The organism is Bacillus sp. MT94 (assembly GCF_058792475.1).
Genome location: NZ_JBXAEZ010000001.1, coordinates 718,079 through 739,465, shown reverse-complemented (window position 1 = coordinate 739,465; position 21,387 = coordinate 718,079). Strand labels below are relative to the sequence as shown.

2 protein-coding genes are annotated in these 21,387 nt (G+C 38.7%); both read right to left on the bottom strand.

The features are described 5' to 3' along the window. Positions 1 to 37 precede the first annotated feature (37 nt). Positions 38 to 14,920 (bottom strand): non-ribosomal peptide synthetase, encoded by a 14,883-nt coding sequence (locus AC1Q51_RS03550; protein ID WP_492331378.1) that lies wholly within the window; start codon positions 14,918 to 14,920, stop codon positions 38 to 40. Beyond that, on the bottom strand, positions 14,917 to 21,387 hold the full coding sequence (locus AC1Q51_RS03545; RefSeq protein WP_492331377.1) for an amino acid adenylation domain-containing protein: 6,471 nt from the start codon (positions 21,385 to 21,387) through the stop codon (positions 14,917 to 14,919). Before AC1Q51_RS03545 ends, AC1Q51_RS03550 begins: the two co-directional genes overlap by 4 nt.

The following is a 21,387-nucleotide window of genomic DNA, read 5'->3' as shown; positions in this document are numbered from 1 at the left end:
CCCCTTTTCGTTCATTGCGTTGCATCTTTTGCGCTCTCTACTTTTCAGTTAATGAAAGGGATGTTTCTTTTATCTCTTCAAATTCATTTAATAGGTACTTAGCTATCTTTTCAACTGCGGGGAAGTCTACTATTTCCTCATGTGATCCAGGGACAGAATACTTATTTACTCTTCCTTTTAATAAAGGTCCCCAATCTGTAAACAACTCTTTTCCTTCCTCAGCACTAAAGTAGAGAACTTCTCCAGAGTATGGTATTAAATCATGCTCTGCCATTATATTCAGGCATTTCCTATGAGCATTGATAACTTGCTTCAAATTGATAAGATCTGCATCAGGCGGGAGTACTCCTTCCATAATTAATCGCTCTACAAGCATATCTTGTTTATGGAAGAGGCCTTCTTCCTGCTCAGTAAAATCTCTAGGAATGAAATGCTCATATATATATGAGAGCATATCCTCCGTTGTTTTATAGTCCTGCTCTGAAGGTACTTTAGTATCCATTAGTATCAACAACTCAACTTCCTCACCTTGACTCCTTAGTACAGTTGCGATTTCATAAGCAATCGCACCGCCTAAAGACCATCCTCCAAGACGATATGGACCTTCTGGCTGAACACGTTTTATTTCTTCGATGTAAAGTTGAATTACTTCCGGCAAAGTTAACTCGTCAATTTCTTTCTTTTCTATAAGAGGATTCTGTAAACCATAAAATGAACAATGGCTCTTAAGCAATCTTGCTAGTTGAATGTAACAGAATACATTCCCCATAAACGGATGAACGCAGAAGAAAGGTCTTTTCTCTGATTCTTGTAGTGAAACTAGCGCTGCTACTGATTTCGTCATATCATGCTTATCACGAATAAGGCATGCGATTCCTTCCACTGTTGGATTCTTAATCAATGTAGACACCTTAATCTCTTTTCCAAACTTCTCCCTAATTTTTGAAACTAATTTAATTACAAGGAGAGAGTGTCCTCCTCTATTAAAGAAATCATCATTTACATAAACATCTTCTATCTGTAACACATCCTGCCAGATTTTAATCAACTGATATTCAATTTCATCCCTTGGAATGATTGGTGTAGAGAAGTTATTTTCTCTATGAATAGTTAAATTGTTCAATGCCTTTCGATCAACTTTGCCATTTGTTGTAAGAGGAATCTCGTCTACCTTAATAAAGTGAGCGGGAACCATATAATTTGGTACTTGTGTCTTGAGATACTCACGCCACTCATGCATACTAACATCTCCAACTACATAAGCAACCAATCTCTGCTCTCCTAATTTATCCTCTGTTACCAAAACTACTGCTTCTTTTACCAATGGATGCCTCTCTATACTCGCTTCAATCTCTTCAAGTTCAATACGAAAGCCCCTAATTTTCACTTGATTATCAATTCTTCTCAAGTAATCTAAATTACCATCAGGTAAATAACGAACCAAATCTCCCGTACGATATAAACGTTCTTCTTCATTAAATGGATGACGGATGAATCGCTCTGCTGTTAATTCTGGGCGATTCAAGTATCCTCTCGCTATACCTGCACCCCCAATATATAGCTCACCTGTTACACCAACTGGAACAGGTAACAAATTTTTATCTAATACATAAGTTTGAACGTTCGGCAACGGACGGCCAATTGTTACTCTCTTACTATCTTTTTTGATATGATAGCATGTTGCATCAACCGTACATTCTGTAGGACCGTATACATTATAAAAATCAATTTTTTCTGTCTCTACTAGCTGTTCCCATAATGACGGCATAATTGCTTCACCACCGACTAATATCTTACTTGGTACATGAACATCAGCACTTATTTCTAGCAATCCTCCATCTATAAGTAATTGAAGTAATGAAGGTGTCATATCAAACATTTCCAATTTATTCTCCCTAATATAGGACACAAATTGTTCCGGATTAGTGCGAACTTCACTTGGGATAATATATAAACTTGAACCATAAAGCAACATTTGTAATTGCTGAATAGATACATCAAAGGCAATTGACGCATTCAAACCGACGCGCATATTACTAGGTATGTCATGTGAGAAAACTTCTTTTTGTAAACCATAGGATAGGTTTATTACAGAATGGTGCTGTACTAAAGCCCCCTTTGGATTCCCTGTCGAACCAGAAGTATAGATAACATACGCTAAGTTTTCCCCTGTTACCTCACATATTGGTGAAAGTTTGCTTTCTTGAGAAAGCATTGCTTGGTCCCTATCTAGGCAAACTGTCTTGATGTCTTTAGGTATCCATCCTAGTAATACCCCATTTGTAACTAAAACTTTAATTCCCGTGTCTTGTAAAATATATTGCAGGCGGCTTTCTGGATTCGATGGATCCAATGGAACATAGGCTGCTCCAGCCTTCCAAATTCCCATGAGACCAACAATCATCTCAACTGATCGATCAAAGCAGAGGCCAACTAATGACTCTGTCCCAATTCCACATTTCTGTAAATGATGGGCTAATTGATTAGCTCTTTTATTCAGCTCTCGATATGTTAGTTGCTGTTTTTCATCTACTACTGCCAACGCGTCAGGTGTACGATTTACTTGCTCTTCGAATAGTTGATGAATTACATTTTGACGTGGATAGGATATAGTATTATTATTCCATTCTTCCAATAGCTTTCTTTGTTCAGCTTCCGTAATATATACTAGCTCCGATAGATTTTGATCAATGTTTTTGAGCATTTGCATTAACACTTGGTGTAAATGACCCAGCATTCGTTCAATGGTTACTCTATTAAACTTACTACGGTCATACATTAACTTTAACGATAACTGGATTCCTGGAACTACAGCTAACCCTAATGGGTAGTGGGTTTGTTCTACCCCTTCCAATTCACCAATTTCCAGATTTTCTGAAGACTCCTCTTTCACTGGATAATTTTCAAACACATATAAACTATTGAACAGCGGTATTCCTCTAGGAACTTCACTCCACCCCTGAATCTCTGTCAAAGAAGCATACTCATATTGTCTTCTTTCTATCTCTTCCTCTTGTATCTTCTGCAACCAATCTATTAATTTTATATCATCCATCAATTGAATTCGCGTCGGTGACGTTGTAATGAAAGGACCTACGATGTTTTCAACATCAATAATCTCCGTAGAACGCCCTGAGCTTGTTACACCAAAAACAATGTCATTTTCTCCACTATATCGGCTCATGAGATATGCCCATGCCCCTTGAATTACTGTACTCAAAGTAAGTTTATTGCGTTTCGCCCATCCTTGTAACGCTTGAGTCTGCTCTTCTGATAAATACGTAACCTTCTCTGTGTAACCTTTTTCTTCCTCTTTACTTTCTAAGCCCAGCAAAGTTGGCGCAGTAAAACCTTTTAGCTTCTCTCTCCAGAATTGTTCCGCCTGCTCCTTATCTTGTTCTCTTAACCATTGGATATATTTCTTATATGGTGAGGACTTAGGTAACTTCACAGCTTCTCCATTCATTCTCTTCTGATAGACTGTAAGTAATTCATTAAAGACCAATGGTAAACTCCATCCATCCAGTAAAATATGGTGATGGGTCCAAACAATCCGATATTCTTCCTCACCTTCTTGAATGACTGTTACCCGCATCAATGGTGCTTCATCAAATTGGAAGGCTTGTTTTCGATCTAATGCCAAAAAGACTTTTCTTTTTTCCGCTATCTCTTCACTTGTCATTGTACGCCAGTCTTCTTTGTTCACTTTAAATGGGATATTTTCATACACCACTTGTACAGGTTTTTCAATTTCGTCCCATACAAATGCTGTACGAAAAATTTCATGCCGCTGAATTACAGATTTCCAAGCCTGCTCAAAAGTAGGAATATCCATTTCCCCTTGAATCATAAAACTCAATTGCACTATATACGGTGCAACATGTTCATCCCCTTGATCATGCAATGTGTGGAAGATCATACCTTCTTGCAAAGGTGATAGTGGATATAAATCAGTAATCTGATTTTTCTTTCCACGATGCATTTTATTTAGTACATTTGTCAAACCTTCTTGGCTAAGATTAGCCATTGCAAAATCCGAAATGGTCAGTGCAGATTCTCTATCTGAAGATTGAATCAATCTACTCAGTTGATATAGCATATTCTGTGCAATACTTTGAATCGTTGATTTGGCAAATTGTCCAACATTGTATACCCAAGTGAACTGAAGTTTTCCATCCGTTACAACCCCAATTACATCAATTACATGCGATCGCTTGGAACCGGCAGCATGATCTAAACGCTTAAATTTGTTCTCTGGAATAAACATTGCATCGCTAGAAAACATTTGGTCAAATTGTCCAAGATAGTTAAAACTAATAGACGGTGTATATTGGGAGCTTAATGGCTCACACATTGTTGTGTTCATGTAACGCAACACCCCATAATCAACACCCTTATTAGGAATTTTGCGAACTTGTTCTTTAACTGCTTTTAATGCTGCAATTGGCGTATTAGCATTAGTAATATTTAAATGAACTGGGTAAATACTTGTAAACCATCCCACGGTTCTCGATAAATCAACATCTTCAATAATCTCTTCTCGACCATGTCCCTCTAAATCTACGCTTAATATCGGCTGCCCCGTACATGCTGCTGTAGCTTGTACCAATGCTGCTAATAATACTTCATTGATTTGGACACGGTGAGTGCTTAAAGTCTCTTGCAATAACATACGGGTCTCATTCTCGTTTAACACCACAGTAATTTCCTCAGTTACTGCGCTTACTGGATTACTTATAGTACCATCTACTGGCAGTATAACTACGTCTTGTTCAACCTGCTGCTCCCAGTAATGTAGCACTTCTTTTGATATTCCAGTTTGAGCGTAATGTTGTAATTTCTCCGACCATTCTTTAAAAGATGTACTCTTCATAGGTAATTGAATTTTTTGCCCTTGGACCGCTTGCGTATATGCTGTTTGCAAATCTTCCAATAAAATTCGCCAAGAAACACCATCCACGGCTAAGTGATGAATTGTCCAAAATAATCGACCAGTCTCCTCACCTTCATCAAAATACACCATTCTCATTAAAGGACCATCATGTAAATTCAATCTTTCTTGTGCAACATTAATCTCTTTTTGAATAACTTCATGCCAATCCGCTTCCGGCACTTCGTCTAATGAAATGACAGTCAGCATCAATTGTTCTTCAATTCCTTCATTCCACTGTTCCCAAGTCCCATTAGGTAAACGTTCATATCTTAAACGCAGGGCATCATGATGAAGTAGAAGGTTACGCGCTGCCTTTTCCAGTGATCCTATGTCCAATTTTTCTTTCGTTCTAAAGAACATGGATTGATTCCAATGATGTGGATTAGGATGATTTTGTGCAAAAAACCTTTGCTGAATAGGTGTAAGTATCGTCTCTCCAGTTATAATTCCTTGTTCAGCTTGTACACCTTGTTCTTCTTTGACTACTTGCGCCAACTCAGCAATCGTTTGGTGTTCAAATAGTTGTTTTGGTGTCAACTGTAAACCAGCTTGCTTTGCGCGAGAGACAATCTGAATGCTAAGAATTGAATCTCCACCAATTTCAAAAAAGTTATCATAAATACCAATACGTTTTGAACCTAGCACACGTTCCCAAATGATAGAAAGCTTATGTTCACGTTCATTTCTTGGGGCCGCGTAGCCTTCTTGTATTCCTTGATAATCTGGTATAGGTAACGATTTCCGATCAACCTTTCCATTTATGGTTAGCGGTAATTCTTTCATTTCGACAAAGTAGGAAGGTATCATATGGATTGGCAGTTTTGTTTTAAGATACTCTCGCCATTCTTCTACACTACCTTCGCCCACTACATAAGCTACTAACCTCTTATCTCCCGACTGATTTTCCCTAACTATTACAACTACCTCTTTTACCAAGTCATGCTCTTGTAAAGTCGACTCAATCTCCCCAAGTTCGATTCGAAATCCTCTAATCTTCACTTGATTATCCATTCTTCCTAAGTAGTCTATATTACCATCAGGAAGATATCTCACAAGATCGCCTGTTCTATATAACCTCTCGCCTTCTTTGAATGGATGAGAAATAAATCGTTCGGATGTTAACTCTGGACGATTCAAGTACCCCTTTGCTAGACCTACTCCTCCGATATAAAGTTCCCCCATCACACCAACTGGAACTGGCAACCTATTACTATCTAATACATAAGTTTGGACGTTAGGCAATGGACGCCCAATTGTTACTCTCTTACTATCTTTTTTGATATGATAGCATGTTGCATCAACCGTACATTCTGTAGGACCATATACATTATAAAACTGTATTTTATCAGTCTCTACTAGCTGTTCCCATAATGACGGCATAATTGCTTCACCACCAACCAGTACCTTACTTGGAACATGAACGCCATCACACGTTTCTAACAATCCGGCATCTATAAGTAATTGAAGCAATGAAGGTGTTATATCAAAGATTTCTAACTTGTTCTCCCTAATATAAGCTACAAACTGCTCCGGATCACTTCGTACTTCATTCGGAATAATATACAAACTTGAACCATAAAGCAGCATTTGTAATTGCTGGATAGATGCATCAAAGGCAATTGACGCATTTAAACCGACATGCATGTTAGATGGTATCTCATGTTCGAAAACTTCTTTTTGTAAACCATGCGACAAGTTTAGTACAGAATGATGCTGTATCAAGACACCCTTTGGATTCCCCGTTGATCCTGAAGTATAGATAACATACGCTAAGTTTTCTCCTGTTACTTCACATTTTGGTGAAAGAATGCTTTCTTGTGAAATCATTGCTTGATCCCTATCTAGACAAACTATCTTGATTTCTTTAGGTATCCAGTCTTCCAATGACTCGTTCGTAACTAATACTTGAATTCCAGTGTCCTCCAAAATATATCGTAGACGACTTTCTGGATATGATGGGTCTAATGGAACATAGGCTGCTCCAGCCTTCCAAATCCCCATAATACTAACAATCATCTCAACTGAACGCTCAAAGCAAAGTCCAACCAATGATTCATTCCCAATCCCGCATTGCTGAAGATAGTGGGCCAATTGATTAGCTTTTTCATTCAGCTCTCGATACGTTAACTGCTGTTTTTCATCTACCACTGCTACCGCATCAGGTGTACGATTTACTTGCTCTTTAAACAGCTGATGAATTGTACTTTCCTGTGGATATGCTACAGCATCATTATTCCACTCCTCCAACTGTTTTTGCTGTAATCCTGACAATATAGGCAACTTAGCTAATGCTTTATCAGGATTCTCCACGATTACATTCAACCAGTTCCCAAAATGTTCAGCCATGGATTCAATAGTTAAGCTGTCAAATAAATCAGTTCTATAAACAAAAGTAAGTAATAAACCCTCTTCCACTTCTGCAGCAGTTAAACTTAAATCAAACTTAGCGATAGGAGCATTACTTTCCATTACTTCTATATTTCTTCCATGTAGTTCTGGTAGCTTCTGTCCCGTATTTTGCAAAGTAAACATGGTTTGGAAAATCGGAGAATGGCTTGTATTTCGTTCAGGTTGGATAACCTCTACAATTTTCTCAAACGGAACATCTTGATACTCATACGCCTTCAATGCTTTTATCCGCACTTGAGACAACAACTCTTGAAATGCCGGTGCATTACTTAAATCAGCGCGATAAACCAATGTATTGACAAAGAAACCAATCAGCCCTTCAATTTCTCGATAATTTCGATTTGCAATTGGGCTGCCAACAATAATATCCGTTTGTCCCGTATAACGAGCAAGGAAACTTTGATACGATGCCAATAAGGTCATGAAAAGTGTGGCCCCTTCTTGACGACTTAGTTCGTTTAATTTATCCAGTAATGAGCGCGATAACAAAACATTATGAGTTAATCCATGGTGGGTTTGCACTGGCGGACGCGGACGATCCATTGGCAACATTAAGACTGGTAACTCACCGGATAATTCTTCCTTCCAATACGCAAGTTGTTGATATAGTACTTCATCTTTCAACCATTCTCTTTGCCACTGAGCAAAATCGGCATATTGAACTGGTAGTGGTTCCAGCTCTGCTTGTTTTTCACCAATCGTATTCTCATAAAATGCCATCCATTCTTGAAGCAAGATTTCCATCGACCATCCATCTGAGATAATATGATGCATATTACACAGAAGAACCCATTCTTCTTCTGAAATTCTTATGAGTTTCCCACGGAACAATGGCCCTTTTTCTAAATCAAATGGAGATTCGACTTCAGTTTGAATCCATTGCTCCAACTTTCTTTCTCGCTCCTCTAATGAAAGCTTAGTTAAGTCCATTTGCAGAAGCGGACGGAAAACGTACGGTTGAATCTGCTGCATAGGATGGCCATCCTCTTCATAAAATACAGTCCGCAAAGATTCATGACGCTCTATCAACTGATTCCATCCCAACTCCAATGCCTCAGGTAACCAATTCCCTGTAAGACGGCATGCCATTGGCATATTATAAAGTGCACTATTAGGTGCAAATTGATCAATAAACCATAAGCGCTGTTGGGCATAAGACAGTGGAATATTTCCCCCTCGTTCCATCGGCATCAATGGTGGAATTTCTCGTTTTTCGCTCCCCTTACGTAACTGATCTATTCGTTTCGATAATGCTTCGACCGTTGAATATTCGAACAGTTCACGTACTGGCAATTTGATTTGAAAGACTTCCTGTAAGCGTGAGACCACTTGTGTAGCAAGTAGAGAGTGACCACCGAGCTCAAAGAATGAATCCTGAACATCAATGTCTCTTATTCCTAGCACTTGACTCCACACTGAAGCAATAAGTTCTTCCAGCGGAGTTCTTGGGTATACAGTATTTTCAGCGGATTGTTCACTAAGTATAGGCAATGCCTTCAAATCAAGCTTTCCATTCGGTGTAAGTGGTAAAAATTCCATCTCAATAAAGTTTGTTGGAACCATGTAATTTGGTAAATGTGTTTGTAGATGTTCTCGCCATTCATGGACACTTCCTTCACCAACTACATAAGCTACTAATCTCTTATCACCTTGATTATCCTCTCGTACCAATACAACTGCTTCTTTCACAGAAGAATGTGCCTGCAAAACAGCTTCTATTTCTCCCAATTCAATCCGGAAACCACGAATTTTTACTTGGTCATCTATACGTCCATGGAACTGGAGATTACCATCAGAAAGATAACTTGCTTTGTCTCCTGTATAATAGAGACGTTCTCCTGACTTGAAAGGATGTGGAATAAATTTTTCCTTTGTAAGATCCGGACGATTAGCATATCCACGTGCAAGACTCTTCCCTCCAATATAGAGATCTCCAATTACACCAATTGGTACTAGCTGAAGATGAGAATCTAACACATAAACTTCTGTATTCGCAATCGGTCGACCAATCGATGGCGTACCTGTTGTCACCCCTACAGGTACGTAACAATCTGTAGTAACAACGGTATTTTCCGATGGACCATACTGATTAATTACCGCAAAAGGAATATCGCTAGATGGATACTGCGTTAATTGATCCCCACCAGTAATGATAAAACGAAGATCCATTTTATCTGGCCAAGATAATTTCAAGAGTCTTTCCAGAATAGGCGTAGGTGCAAAACTAGCTGTTATTCGTGAATCAATGAGCCAGTCCCTTAGTGCTTCTGGATTAATTCTCAGTTCCTCTGTTGACAAGTAGAGTGCTGCGCCAGCAGTTAGATACGGCCAAATCTCCTGGACAGCCGAATCAAAAGCAACCCCTGCAATCTGAGTCGCACGATCCTCTGCTGAAATATGATAAACTTCTTGATGCCAAGAAACCATATTCATTAATGAGCGATTTTCAACCATGACACCCTTCGGTTTTCCTGTAGAACCAGAGGTATAAACAATATAGGCTAAGTTCTCTGGATTTATTTGACGTGTAGGTGCGATTACGCTTTCCACTGTTAGTTCTTCTAACCTCACCATTTCGACGTGTGCGAAATGTCCTTCTTGTCCTTCCGCCGTCACTACAAATTGAATTCCTGCATCTTCAATCATGTATTCTAACCTTGATTTTGGATATAACGGATCTAAAACAACATAAGCTCCACCAGCTTTTAAAATGCCTAGTAAACTTGCCATTAGCTCAGCTGACCTCGGAAGATAAACTCCTACCACTGACTCTGGGGCTACTCCCTTTCGCCGTAAAACATTTGCCAACTGATTTGCTTGTGTATCCAGTTCACCATAAGTCCACTGTTTTGTTTGATCAACTACCGCAATCGCATCCGGACGCCTTGCTACTTGCTCCTCAAATCTGTCGCAAATAAGACCCTGATGAGACATTTCCATTACAGTGTCATTCCATGTTTCTAATAACAAAGTACGTTCGGGTTCTGATAGCATGCTCAGGTCATGCAACGGATTTTGTGGGCGATGAGAAACTTCATGTAGCCATTTCTCAAAGTGTCCTGCCATCCGTTCAATAGTAGTAGCATTGAATAAATCCTTATTGTACTCAAAAGTAAAAAGTAATCCCTCTTCCGTCTCAACTGCCATTACACTTAAATCAAACTTTGCAATTGGACTATGGCTTTCTATCATTTCAATACTTCTACTAGATAACACCGGTAACTCTTGTTTCATATTTTGCAAGATGAACATAGTCTGGAAGATTGGCGAATGACTTGTACTTCGCTCCGGTTGCACAACTTCTACAATTTTTTCAAATGGAATATCTTGATATTCATACGCCTTCAATGCCTTTTGACGAACCTGATACAGTACATCTTGAAATGTCGGTCTACCACTCAAATTAGCTCGATAAACCAGTGTGTTAACGAAGAAACCAATTAGTCCTTCAATTTCTCTATAGTTCCGATTCGCAATTGGGCTTCCGACCAGAATATCTTCTTGTCCCGTATAACGAGATAGAAAACTTTGATATGCAGCTAAAAGCGTCATGAAGAGCGTAGCCCCTTCTTTTCGACTAAGTTCATTCAATTTATCATGTAGCGTGCTTGGCAGAACCATAGTGTATGTCGACCCGTGATGAGTTTGTATTGCGGGACGCGGGCGATCCACAGGAAGTTGGAGTACAGGAAGCTCCCCAGACAATTCTTCCCTCCAGTATTGGAGTTGTTGATCAAGCACCTCCTCCTTTAGCCATCCTTTTTGCCACTGAGCAAAGTCGGAATATTGAACCGGTAATGGTTCAAGTTCCGCTACCTTTCCATCCGTTGCTTTCTCATAAAATGCCATCCATTCTTCAAGTAGGATTCCCATTGACCATCCATCTGAAACGATATGATGTAGAGTACAAAGGAGTATCCATTCTTCCTCTCCCACGTGCAAAATACTTGTCCTGATTAATGGACCCTCTGTTAAATCAAATGGCACTTCTGTTTCTTGTTGAATTAAACGTTTAACTTCTTCTTCTTGATCTTCAGAAGAAAGCATAGTTAAATCCGTTTTCGGAATTGATTGAAAAGCATACGGTTCAATTTGCTGTACGGGTTGACCATTCACTTCTTGAAAGACCGTCCGCAGTGATTCATGACGTTCTATTAGTTGATTCCATCCCGTTTCCAATGCTTCAAGTAGCCAATTCCCTGTAAGACGGCATACCATTGGCATATTGTAAAGGGCACTATTAGGTGTAAATTGATCAATAAACCATAAACGTTGTTGGGCATAAGATAGTGGAATAGCTTCTCCTCGTTTCATTGGTATTAGTGGCGGAATCTCTCGTTTTTTATCTCCTTTACGTAACTGTTCTAATCGCTTTGCCAGTGACTCCACCGTTGTATATTCAAATAGTTCACGTACTGGTAATTCGATTTGAAAAATTCCCTGTAAACGTGACACTACTTGAGTAGCTAGTAGTGAATGACCACCGATTTCAAAAAAGGAATCCTGAACACTAATATTTTTTATTCCTAACACTTGGCTCCAAACGGAAACGATGAGCTCCTCCACTGGTGTTCGTGATGAAGTAATATCTTCACTTATGAACTGTTCTTCTAATTCCAATAATGCTTTCCGATTCACTTTACCATTTGGAGTAAGTGGCATACCTTCAATTTGGAAAAAGTATGCCGGAACCATATAATGTGGTAATTGCTTCTTGAGATATTCACGCCACTCCCCAGTATCCCCTTCACCCACTACATAAGCTACTAACTGCTTATCTCCTGGTCGATCTTCCTTCACCAACACGACTGCCTCTTTTACAGATGAGTGATCATGTAAAGCTGCTTCTATTTCTCCCAATTCAATTCGGAATCCTCTAATTTTAACTTGGTTATCTATTCTTCCAATATATTCTAAGTTACGATCATTTATATATCTAACCAAGTCACCCGTTCGATATAATCGTTCCCCGTCCTTAAAGGGATGCGGAATAAAACGTTCAGTAGTTAAATCCGGTCGATTGAAGTAGCCACGTGCTAATCCTACTCCTCCAAGGTAAAGTTCCCCTGCCACACCAATTGGGACCACTTGTTGATATTGATCTAACACATACAACTCTGTATTATCAATCGGACGACCAATCGGAATAAGCATTGGTTCTTTTTCTAAATCACAATCGTAATAAGTCACATCCACAGTTGCTTCAGTAGGACCATACAAGTTAATTAACTTTGTTTGCTGAGCATTGTAAAAGATCCCCTTAAACCGGCGAACCTGTTCAGTGTTTAACGCTTCTCCACTAGTAAAAACTTGAATTAAAGACGATACATCCCTTTTCGAATTATATAATTCCATATAATCTAAGAAAGTAGATAACATCGACGGAACAAAATGCATGGTGGACACACGGTATCGTTCAATATACTCCTCAATCACCGCAGGATCTTTCTCTCCTCCTGGTGGAAGTAAACAAACACGTGCTCCTACAAATGACCACCAAAATAATTCCCAGACAGAAACATCAAACGAAAACGGTGTCTTTTGTAGGATTGTATCCTCCTCAGACAATGGGTATTTTTTCTGCATCCACTGTAGGCGATTTATAACAGAATGATGTTCAATCATTACCCCCTTTGGATTTCCTGTCGAACCCGAAGTGTATATAATATAGGCTAAGTTATTTGCTGTTACTCCACTCACCGGAGCTAAATTACTCTCTTTAGAAATCATTACTTGATCCCGATCTAAACAAATTGCTTGAATATCTTTAGGTAACCAGTCCTGTAGTGCCTCTTTTGTTAACAGCACTTGAATTTGTGAATTCTCCAAAATGTATCTCAGGCGGTTTTCGGGATAACTTGGGTCCAGTGGGACATAAGCCCCACCTGCCTTCAAAATCCCAAAGAGACCGATAATCATATCAGGAGAACGTTCAATACATATACCAACCAATGATTCAGGTCCGATACCTCGTTTTTGTAGAAAATGTGCCAATTGATTCGATTTTTCATTTAGTTCTTGATACGTTAGCTTTCCACCCTCATAAACTACCGCCACTGCATCAGGTGTCCGTGCAACTTGTTGCTCAAATAGCTCATGAATCATACAATCATGACCATAAACTACGTCCGTATCATTCCATTCTTCTAGGAGTTGTTTTTGCTCAGTATCTGATAACATTGACAGCTTTGTATATGATTCATCTGGATGATACGTGATTTCATTTAGCCAGTTCTCAAAATGTCCTGCCATACGTGCAATGGTACTACTATCAAATAAATCCGTGTTGTATTCAAATGAGACGAATAGACCTTCTTCCACTTCATAGGCAGTTAAGCTCAAATCAAATTTAGCAATAGACATATTACTTTCTACCATTTCAATACTTCTATCAGGCAAATCTAGTCGTTCTTGTTTTATATTCTGTAGCGTAAACATGGTCTGAAATATAGGGGAATGACTCATGCTTCGTTCAGGTTGCACAGCTTCTACCACTTTTTCAAATGGTATATCTTGATATTCGTAAGCTTTTAACGCCTTTTTCTTTGTTTGGTTCAAAATCTCCCGAAAGGTAGGGGTGCCACTCAAATCTGATCGATAAACCAACGTATTAACAAAGAAACCAATTAATCCTTCTACTCCCTTATGGTTCCGATTTGCAATCGGGCTACCAACTAGAATATCTTTTTGTCCTGTATAACGAGCAAGAAAGCTCTGGTATGCGGCCATTAAAGTCATAAATAAAGTAGATCCTTCTTGTCGGCTTATATCCTTCAATTGACTAAGCAATTTATAAGGAAAAATCACATGATGCGTAGCCCCAGAGTAAGTCTGCTTAACCGGTCGAGGTCGATCCACTGGCAGTTGTAAGATAGGAAGTTCACCAGACAATTCTTCCTGCCAATACGTAAGCTGACGATTTAGCACATCACCTTGCAACCACTCCTTTTGCCACTTCGCAAAGTCTGCATATTGAATGGATAGTGAACTTAATTTAGCAGGATTTCCGCCCGTTTCTTCTTCATAGAAAGCAAGTAATTCATTCATGAATATACCAATGGACCAAGCATCAGAAATAATATGATGCATCGTACACAGTAATAACCATTCATCCTTCTCTAATTGAACAAGCTGCTTACGAATTAAAGGACCATTCATTAAATCAAATGGTTCTTGCGCTTCTCTCGCAATTAAACTATCTACCTCTTTTTCTTTTACTTCTAGAGGAAGTTGAGAGTAATCCCTTACAGGTAATGCTCTAGGAAGAAATTCGAGAATTTGTTGCACAGGCTGTTCTCCTACTTCTTTAAAAACAGTTCGTAATGATTCATGACGTTCAATGAGTCGATTGAATCCCTTCTCTAATGCTTCAGGTATCCAATTTCCTTTTAGATGCCATACTGTTGGAATATTATATAAAGAACTGTTTGGGTTAAATCTGTCCATAAACCACAAACGTTGTTGCGCATAAGACAACGGGAGTGCTTCTTTATTCTCCTTTTTTTGCATTTGCTTCTGAAGCCATGCTCTCTTCTCAGGAGAAAGTGAACTCAGCTTTGCAAGTAAATCACTTCTCATTTTTTTACCCCTTCCTCAATCAAATTACTCTCGAATATCCCTTGTGCTTCTTCCTCTGATAGCTCCTCTAATTGCTTAAGTAGTTCCAGTAATTCTTCATCATTACTCACTTCTGCTTCTTTTTGAACATAGTCTTGAAGACTTACATTCTCCTTACTATCATTCTGCATTTCTTGATTTTTGTTATCGAGCAATTGATCAATCTGTTCTGCCAATTGCTGCACCGTATGAAACATAAATAAATCATGCAATGGTATCTCGATTCCAAAAGCCTCTTTAAGATTGGAAACAGCTTGCGTAGCGAGTAGTGAATGGCCACCAATTTCAAAAAACGAATCTTGAATTCCGATGTTTTCCATACCTAAAACTTCATGCCATATCGAAACGATTGTTTTTTCCGTGGACGTACGAGGAGCAATATAACCACTTGCTATCTCCTGTCTCTCTGGTGCTGGTAAGGCCTTCCTATCAATTTTCCCATTAGGAGTGAGTGGAAATGCATTTAATCCAACAAAATAGGCTGGGATCATATAATTTGGTAGTTGATCCTTGAGATAATCACGCCACTTTTGAGCATCCCCGCCTCCTACAACATAGGCGATCAAACGTGGATCGCCAGGATAATCTTCCCGCACCATCACAATAGCTTCGTTAACTAATGTATGCCTTTGTAATGTCGCTTCAATTTCTCCTAGTTCAATCCGGAACCCACGAATTTTTACTTGATGATCGATTCGTCCAACATACTCCAAATTTCCATCCGGCAAATACCTTACTAGATCTCCAGTCCGGTATACTCGCTCGTCTTCTTTAAACGGATGCGGTATAAATCGATTTTCCGTTAAGTCAGGGCGTTTTAAATATCCACGCGCTAACCCTGATCCACCAATGTATAGCTCACCAACTACACCAATTGGAACCATTTTTCGTTCAGCACTCAATACATATACTTCTGTATTGAAGATTGGTTTACCGATTGGTGGTACCCTATGCATGACACCCTTTTCTAATTCCATATACGTGGAATACGTAGTATCTTCAGACGGTCCATATAAGTTGAACACCTTCTCAATCGTACTTCTCTCGTATAAATCTTGAACAAGCGGATATGGTAACGGTTCTCCAGCCAAATTTATTACCTTTACTGAAGAAGGAATTGTTTTTGCTCGAACCAGTTCCTTTGCTGCCGATGGCACAGTATTAACCAAAGTCACACCTTTGGTAGACAACTTGTCTAGATGTAGAGCATTTTCAGCGACAATCACCTTACCACCCATCGTTAAGGGAACAAATACTTCAAAAACGGATAAATCAAAAGATAGTGAAGTTGAAGCTAATACTCCCGCTAATTCCTTTCGAGAATACGTGTGATGCGCCCAATGAATCATTGTTACTGTATTCCTGTGCTCAATCATTACTCCCTTTGGATTTCCAGTGGAACCTGAAGTATAGATAATATAGGCTAAGTTATCGCCCGTCACTTCACTCGTGCATACCGTAGTAACTTCTTGTTCTATTTCTGCTCGATTACGATCAATACAAATGACGTTGACGAATGGAGGTATAACCATTTTTTGTTGTAACTTTTCCTGTGTCACCAGTACCTTTATTTGAGCATCTTCTAAAATGTACTGCAGTCGACTTTCCGGATACGCTGGATCAATTGGGACATATGCTCCTCCCGCCTTCATAATTCCTAAGAGACCGACAATCATCTCGGATGAACGTGTAACGCAAATCCCAACTAATGATTCGCATGTTACACCATTTTTTTGCAAATAATGTGCCAACTGATTTGAGCGTTCGTCCAACTCTCGATATGTTAGTTCTTCATCTTCGCACACTACTGCAATTGCTTCTGGTGTTTTTTCCACTTGTTCTTCAAACATTGTATGAATCGTACTATCTTCTATATCTATAACGGCTGATTCATTCCATTCCTCTAGTAGTTGCTTATATTCTACTTTCGATAACATATTCAGTTCTGATAGTATACATTTTGGATGAGAGACAATTTGATTTAACCAATGTTTAAAATGACTTGCCATACGTTCAATGGTTGTATCATTAAACAAATCAGTATTATATTCAAAGGTTAGTGATAATCCTTCTTCCGTCTCAGAAGCAAATAAACTCAAATCAAATTTGGCAACAGAAGCATGGCTTTTCATGAGTTCCATTTGTCTTTCAGATAGCTGAAGAAATTCTTGTTTCGTATTCTGTAAAGTAAACATAGTTTGGAATATTGGTGAATGACTTGTATTCCGTTCAGGTTTTACGGATTCTACCACTTTCTCAAATGGGATGTCCTGATACTCGAATGCTTTTAGCGCTTTTTTTCTTACCTGCGACAATAGTTCTTGGAACGTCGGATTTCCACTGAAATCAGCTCGATAAACTAACGTATTTGCAAAGAATCCTATTAATCCCTCAATCTCTTTCACATTTCGATTAGCGATTGGGCTTCCAACTATAATGTCGTCCTGTCCTGTATAACGAGAAAGGAAGCTTTGATACGCTGCCATCAATGTCATAAATAAAGTGCATCCTTCTTGCAAACTTAAATCTTTGAGCTTTTCCTGTAAGGAATTCGCCACTATTAAGGACTGACTTGCACCACGATGGGTTTGAACTGCAGGTCGAGGACGATCCATCGGTAATTGTAAAACCGGTAGTTCCCCAGATAATTCTTCCTTCCAATATTGAAGATGCTGATTCAAACTCTCCTCTTTTTGCCATTCCTTCTGCCACATGACAAAATCTACATATTGGATAGATAACTCCTTCAATTCCACTGGTTTTCCGGTTAGTGCTCCTTCATAAAAAGCCATCCATTCTTCAAGTAAGATTCCCATTGACCATCCATCTGAAATAATATGATGCATCGTACAAATGAGAACCCATTCTTCCCTGTCCACTTTCAATATTCGTGTTCGAATCAGAGGACCTTGTCCAAAATGAAATGGTTCCTCCGCCTCGTTTTGAATAAGGCGTTTCATTTCTCTTTCCCTATCTTCCAAAGAAAGATCTGTTAGATTCGTTTGAGGAATATGCCTGAACACATGAGATTGAACCTGTTGAAAAGGTTCACCCTCTTGTTCTAGAATTGTCGTCCTTAATGATTCATGACGCTCCAACAATTGATTCCATCCGACCTCCAATGCTTCAATTGACCATTTACCTGTTAAGCGACACGCTGCATGAATATTGTACATAGCACTATTTGGCATTAATTGATCAATAAACCATAGACGTTTCTGCGCATAGGAAAGTGGGATAACTTCTTCTCGTTTCATAGGTACAAGAGGAGCAACCTTTCGTTTTTTATCTTCCTTTCGTAACTGATCCACTCGTTTCGCCAATGCTTCCACTGTATCGTGCTTGAAAAGTTCACGTAATGGAATTTTAATTTGGAACAGTTCTTGCAATCGAGAGACGATTTGAGTAGCAAGTAGTGAGTGCCCACCACGTTCAAAGAAGGAATCCTGAATGCCAATATTTTCTGTTCCTAACACTTGACTCCAAACTGAGGCAATAAGCTCTTCCGATGGCGTCCGAGGTAGCACATTTAAATCTTCAATAGCTTGCTCATCAGGTGCTGGCAAGGCCTTTCGGTCAATTTTCCCATTCGGAGTAAGCGGAAAATGTTCTAACTCTATAAAGTGCGCTGGAATCATATGATTCGGTAATTGGTTTTGTAAATACTCTCTCCACTCTTCGGTATTTCCATCGCTTATTACATATGCAACCAATCGTTGATCACCTGGACGATCTTCTCTAACTAATACGACAGCCTCTTTAATAAACGAACATTTTTCTAAAGTTGCTTCAATTTCTCCTAGTTCAATCCTAAAACCACGCATTTTGACTTGATGATCCATTCTACCTATAAATTCTATATTTCCATCATTTAGATATCTTACTGAATCTCCTGTTCGATATAGTCGTTCCCCCAATTGAAATGGGTGCGAAATGAATTTTTCAGCAGTAAGATTCTGACGATTTAAGTATCCACGCGCTAAACCAACACCACCAATATATAACTCACCTTCAGTTCCTATTGATTGCAAGCGTTGATTTTGGTCTAATACATATAATTGCGTGTTCTGTATTGGCTTCCCAATAGAAACAAATTCTTGATTAGGCTGAATATCAAATGCATTCACATAAATAGTGGCTTCAGTTGGCCCATAAAAGTTGGTTAATTTCACTTGTCCACTATAATCCCATTTCTGTTGAAAACGTCTAACTAACCCTGAACTTAGTTCTTCTCCACCAGAAAATACATGGCGTACGGACGAACAATTCATGTTCAATTCAATATGATTGAAGTAATCTAAGAAAACAGATAACATCGAAGGTACAAATTGAACTATAGTAACCTGATGTTGTTTAATCACTTCAGCTATAATAGAAGGATCTTTTTCTCCACCTGGAGGTAGGAAAGATACACTTGCACCAACGTGAATGCCCCAAAATAATTCCCAAACAGAGACATCAAATGAGAATGGCGTTTTCTGCAAGACCACATCTTTTTCAGAAAGCGGATATTTATGTTGCATCCATTCTAGATAATTAATTACTGAATGATGCTCAATCATTACTCCCTTTGGATTCCCTGTAGATCCTGAAGTATACATAACATACGCTAAATTTTCTCCTGTTACACCACTTATACATGGGGTTGTTTCTTCTTTTTCAATTGCAGTGTAATCTTTATTCATACAAATCGTTTCTATATTTTCAGATACAAACAAATTTTTAGAATTCTCTTCCGTCACTAGTACTTCGATTCCAGCATCCTCTAATATATATCGAAGTCGACTCTCTGGATAAGTAGGGTCAAGTGGAACATACGCTGCTCCTGATTTTAGAATACCTAATAACGCTATCATCATTTGTAATGAACGTTCCATATATACCCCAACTAGAGACTCTGGGCCTACACCATGCTTTTGTAAATAATGAGCTAACTGATTTGCACGCTTCTCCAACTCTTTATAGGTAATTTGTTCATTTTCGTAACTAGCCGCGATTGCTTCCGGTGTTTTTTTTACTTGCTCCTCAAACATCGTATGAATCATGCCTTCAGCCGAATAATTAACTTGAGTATGATTCCATTCCTCTAGTAACTGTATTTGTTCTTCTTCTGTTAAATGAGTAATTTCAAATAGTTTTGAATCTAGGCTCTTCGTCATCTGAATTAATATTTGCAATAAGTGATTCTGAATCCGATTTATTGCTTCTTCATTAAAATAGCTTCGATCATACATCAACTTTAAAGTAATTTTCTTACCGGGCATTACAATGAGTGTTAAAGGATAATTTGTTTGTTCCGTGCTTTTAACATCTAGTAATCTTAAATCATCATTTCTCTCACCTTGAATTGGATAATTTTCAAACACATACAAGGTATGAAATAAGGAGCAATTTCGCGGAACCTCACTCCAGCCTTGAATATCTATCAACGAATTATACTCATACTGTCTTCGTTCCATGTCTTTCATTTGTATTTTACGAAGCCAATCTACTACTGATGTATTATCCGTTAATCGAATTCTGGTAGGTAATGTGTTAATAAATAGCCCCACCATATTCTCTGCTCCTATTAAATCAGTAGGACGTCCAGCGCTAGTTACGCCAAATACGACGTCACTGTCACCGCTATACCTACTCATCAAATAAGCCCATGCACCTTGTACTAACGTATTCAACGTTAATCGATTATTTCGTACCCACTTTTGTAAACTCTCAGTAAGTTCCTCAGATACTTGATAAGCACACTCTCCATAACCCTTCTCTTGTCCTTGATCCTTTCTTTCCATTGCTAATGGAGTAGGTGCATAGAACCCTTTTAATTCTTCTTTCCAAAATTCCTCTGCTTGACTTTGATCTTGTTTATTTATCCATTGAATATATTTTTTATAAGGAAGAGATTTAGGAAGATTCAACAATTCTCCCTTTATCATCTTGAGATAAACTTCCATCACTTCACTAAAGACCAATGACACACTCCATCCGTCTAGCAAAATATGATGATGTGTCCAGATAATTCTCGTTTCCTCTTTTGCTTCTTTAATCGCAGTGACTCTCATCAATGGTGCTTCATCCAATAAAAATCCTTTTCTACGATCTACATTCAAAAAATGTTGTAATTTCTTCGCCCTTTCCTCATGTGGATGGGTGCTCCAATCCTCTTGATGAATAGTAAAAGGAAGACGTTGGTAAACCGCTTGTAATGGCTTTTCTACTTCCTCCCACACAAATACTGAACGTAAAACCTCATGTCGATTAATAACATATTCCCAAGCCTTTTCAAAAATATCAACATCCAATTGCCCCCCGAGCAAGAAACCTACTTGTACAATATAGGAAAAAGAATGTTCATCATCTTGATCGTATAAAGTATGAAACAGTATTCCTTTTTGCAAAGGTGATAAACCATATATATCAATAACGTCTCCCAT

Bases quoted from the DNA above. Each gene is read 5' to 3' on its own strand.
- AC1Q51_RS03550 (WP_492331378.1), bottom strand. From the start codon at position 14,920: ATGAGAAGTGATTTACTTGCAAAGCTGAGTTCACTTTCTCCTGAGAAG.
- AC1Q51_RS03545 (WP_492331377.1), bottom strand. From the start codon at position 21,387: ATGGGAGACGTTATTGATATATATGGTTTATCACCTTTGCAAAAAGGA.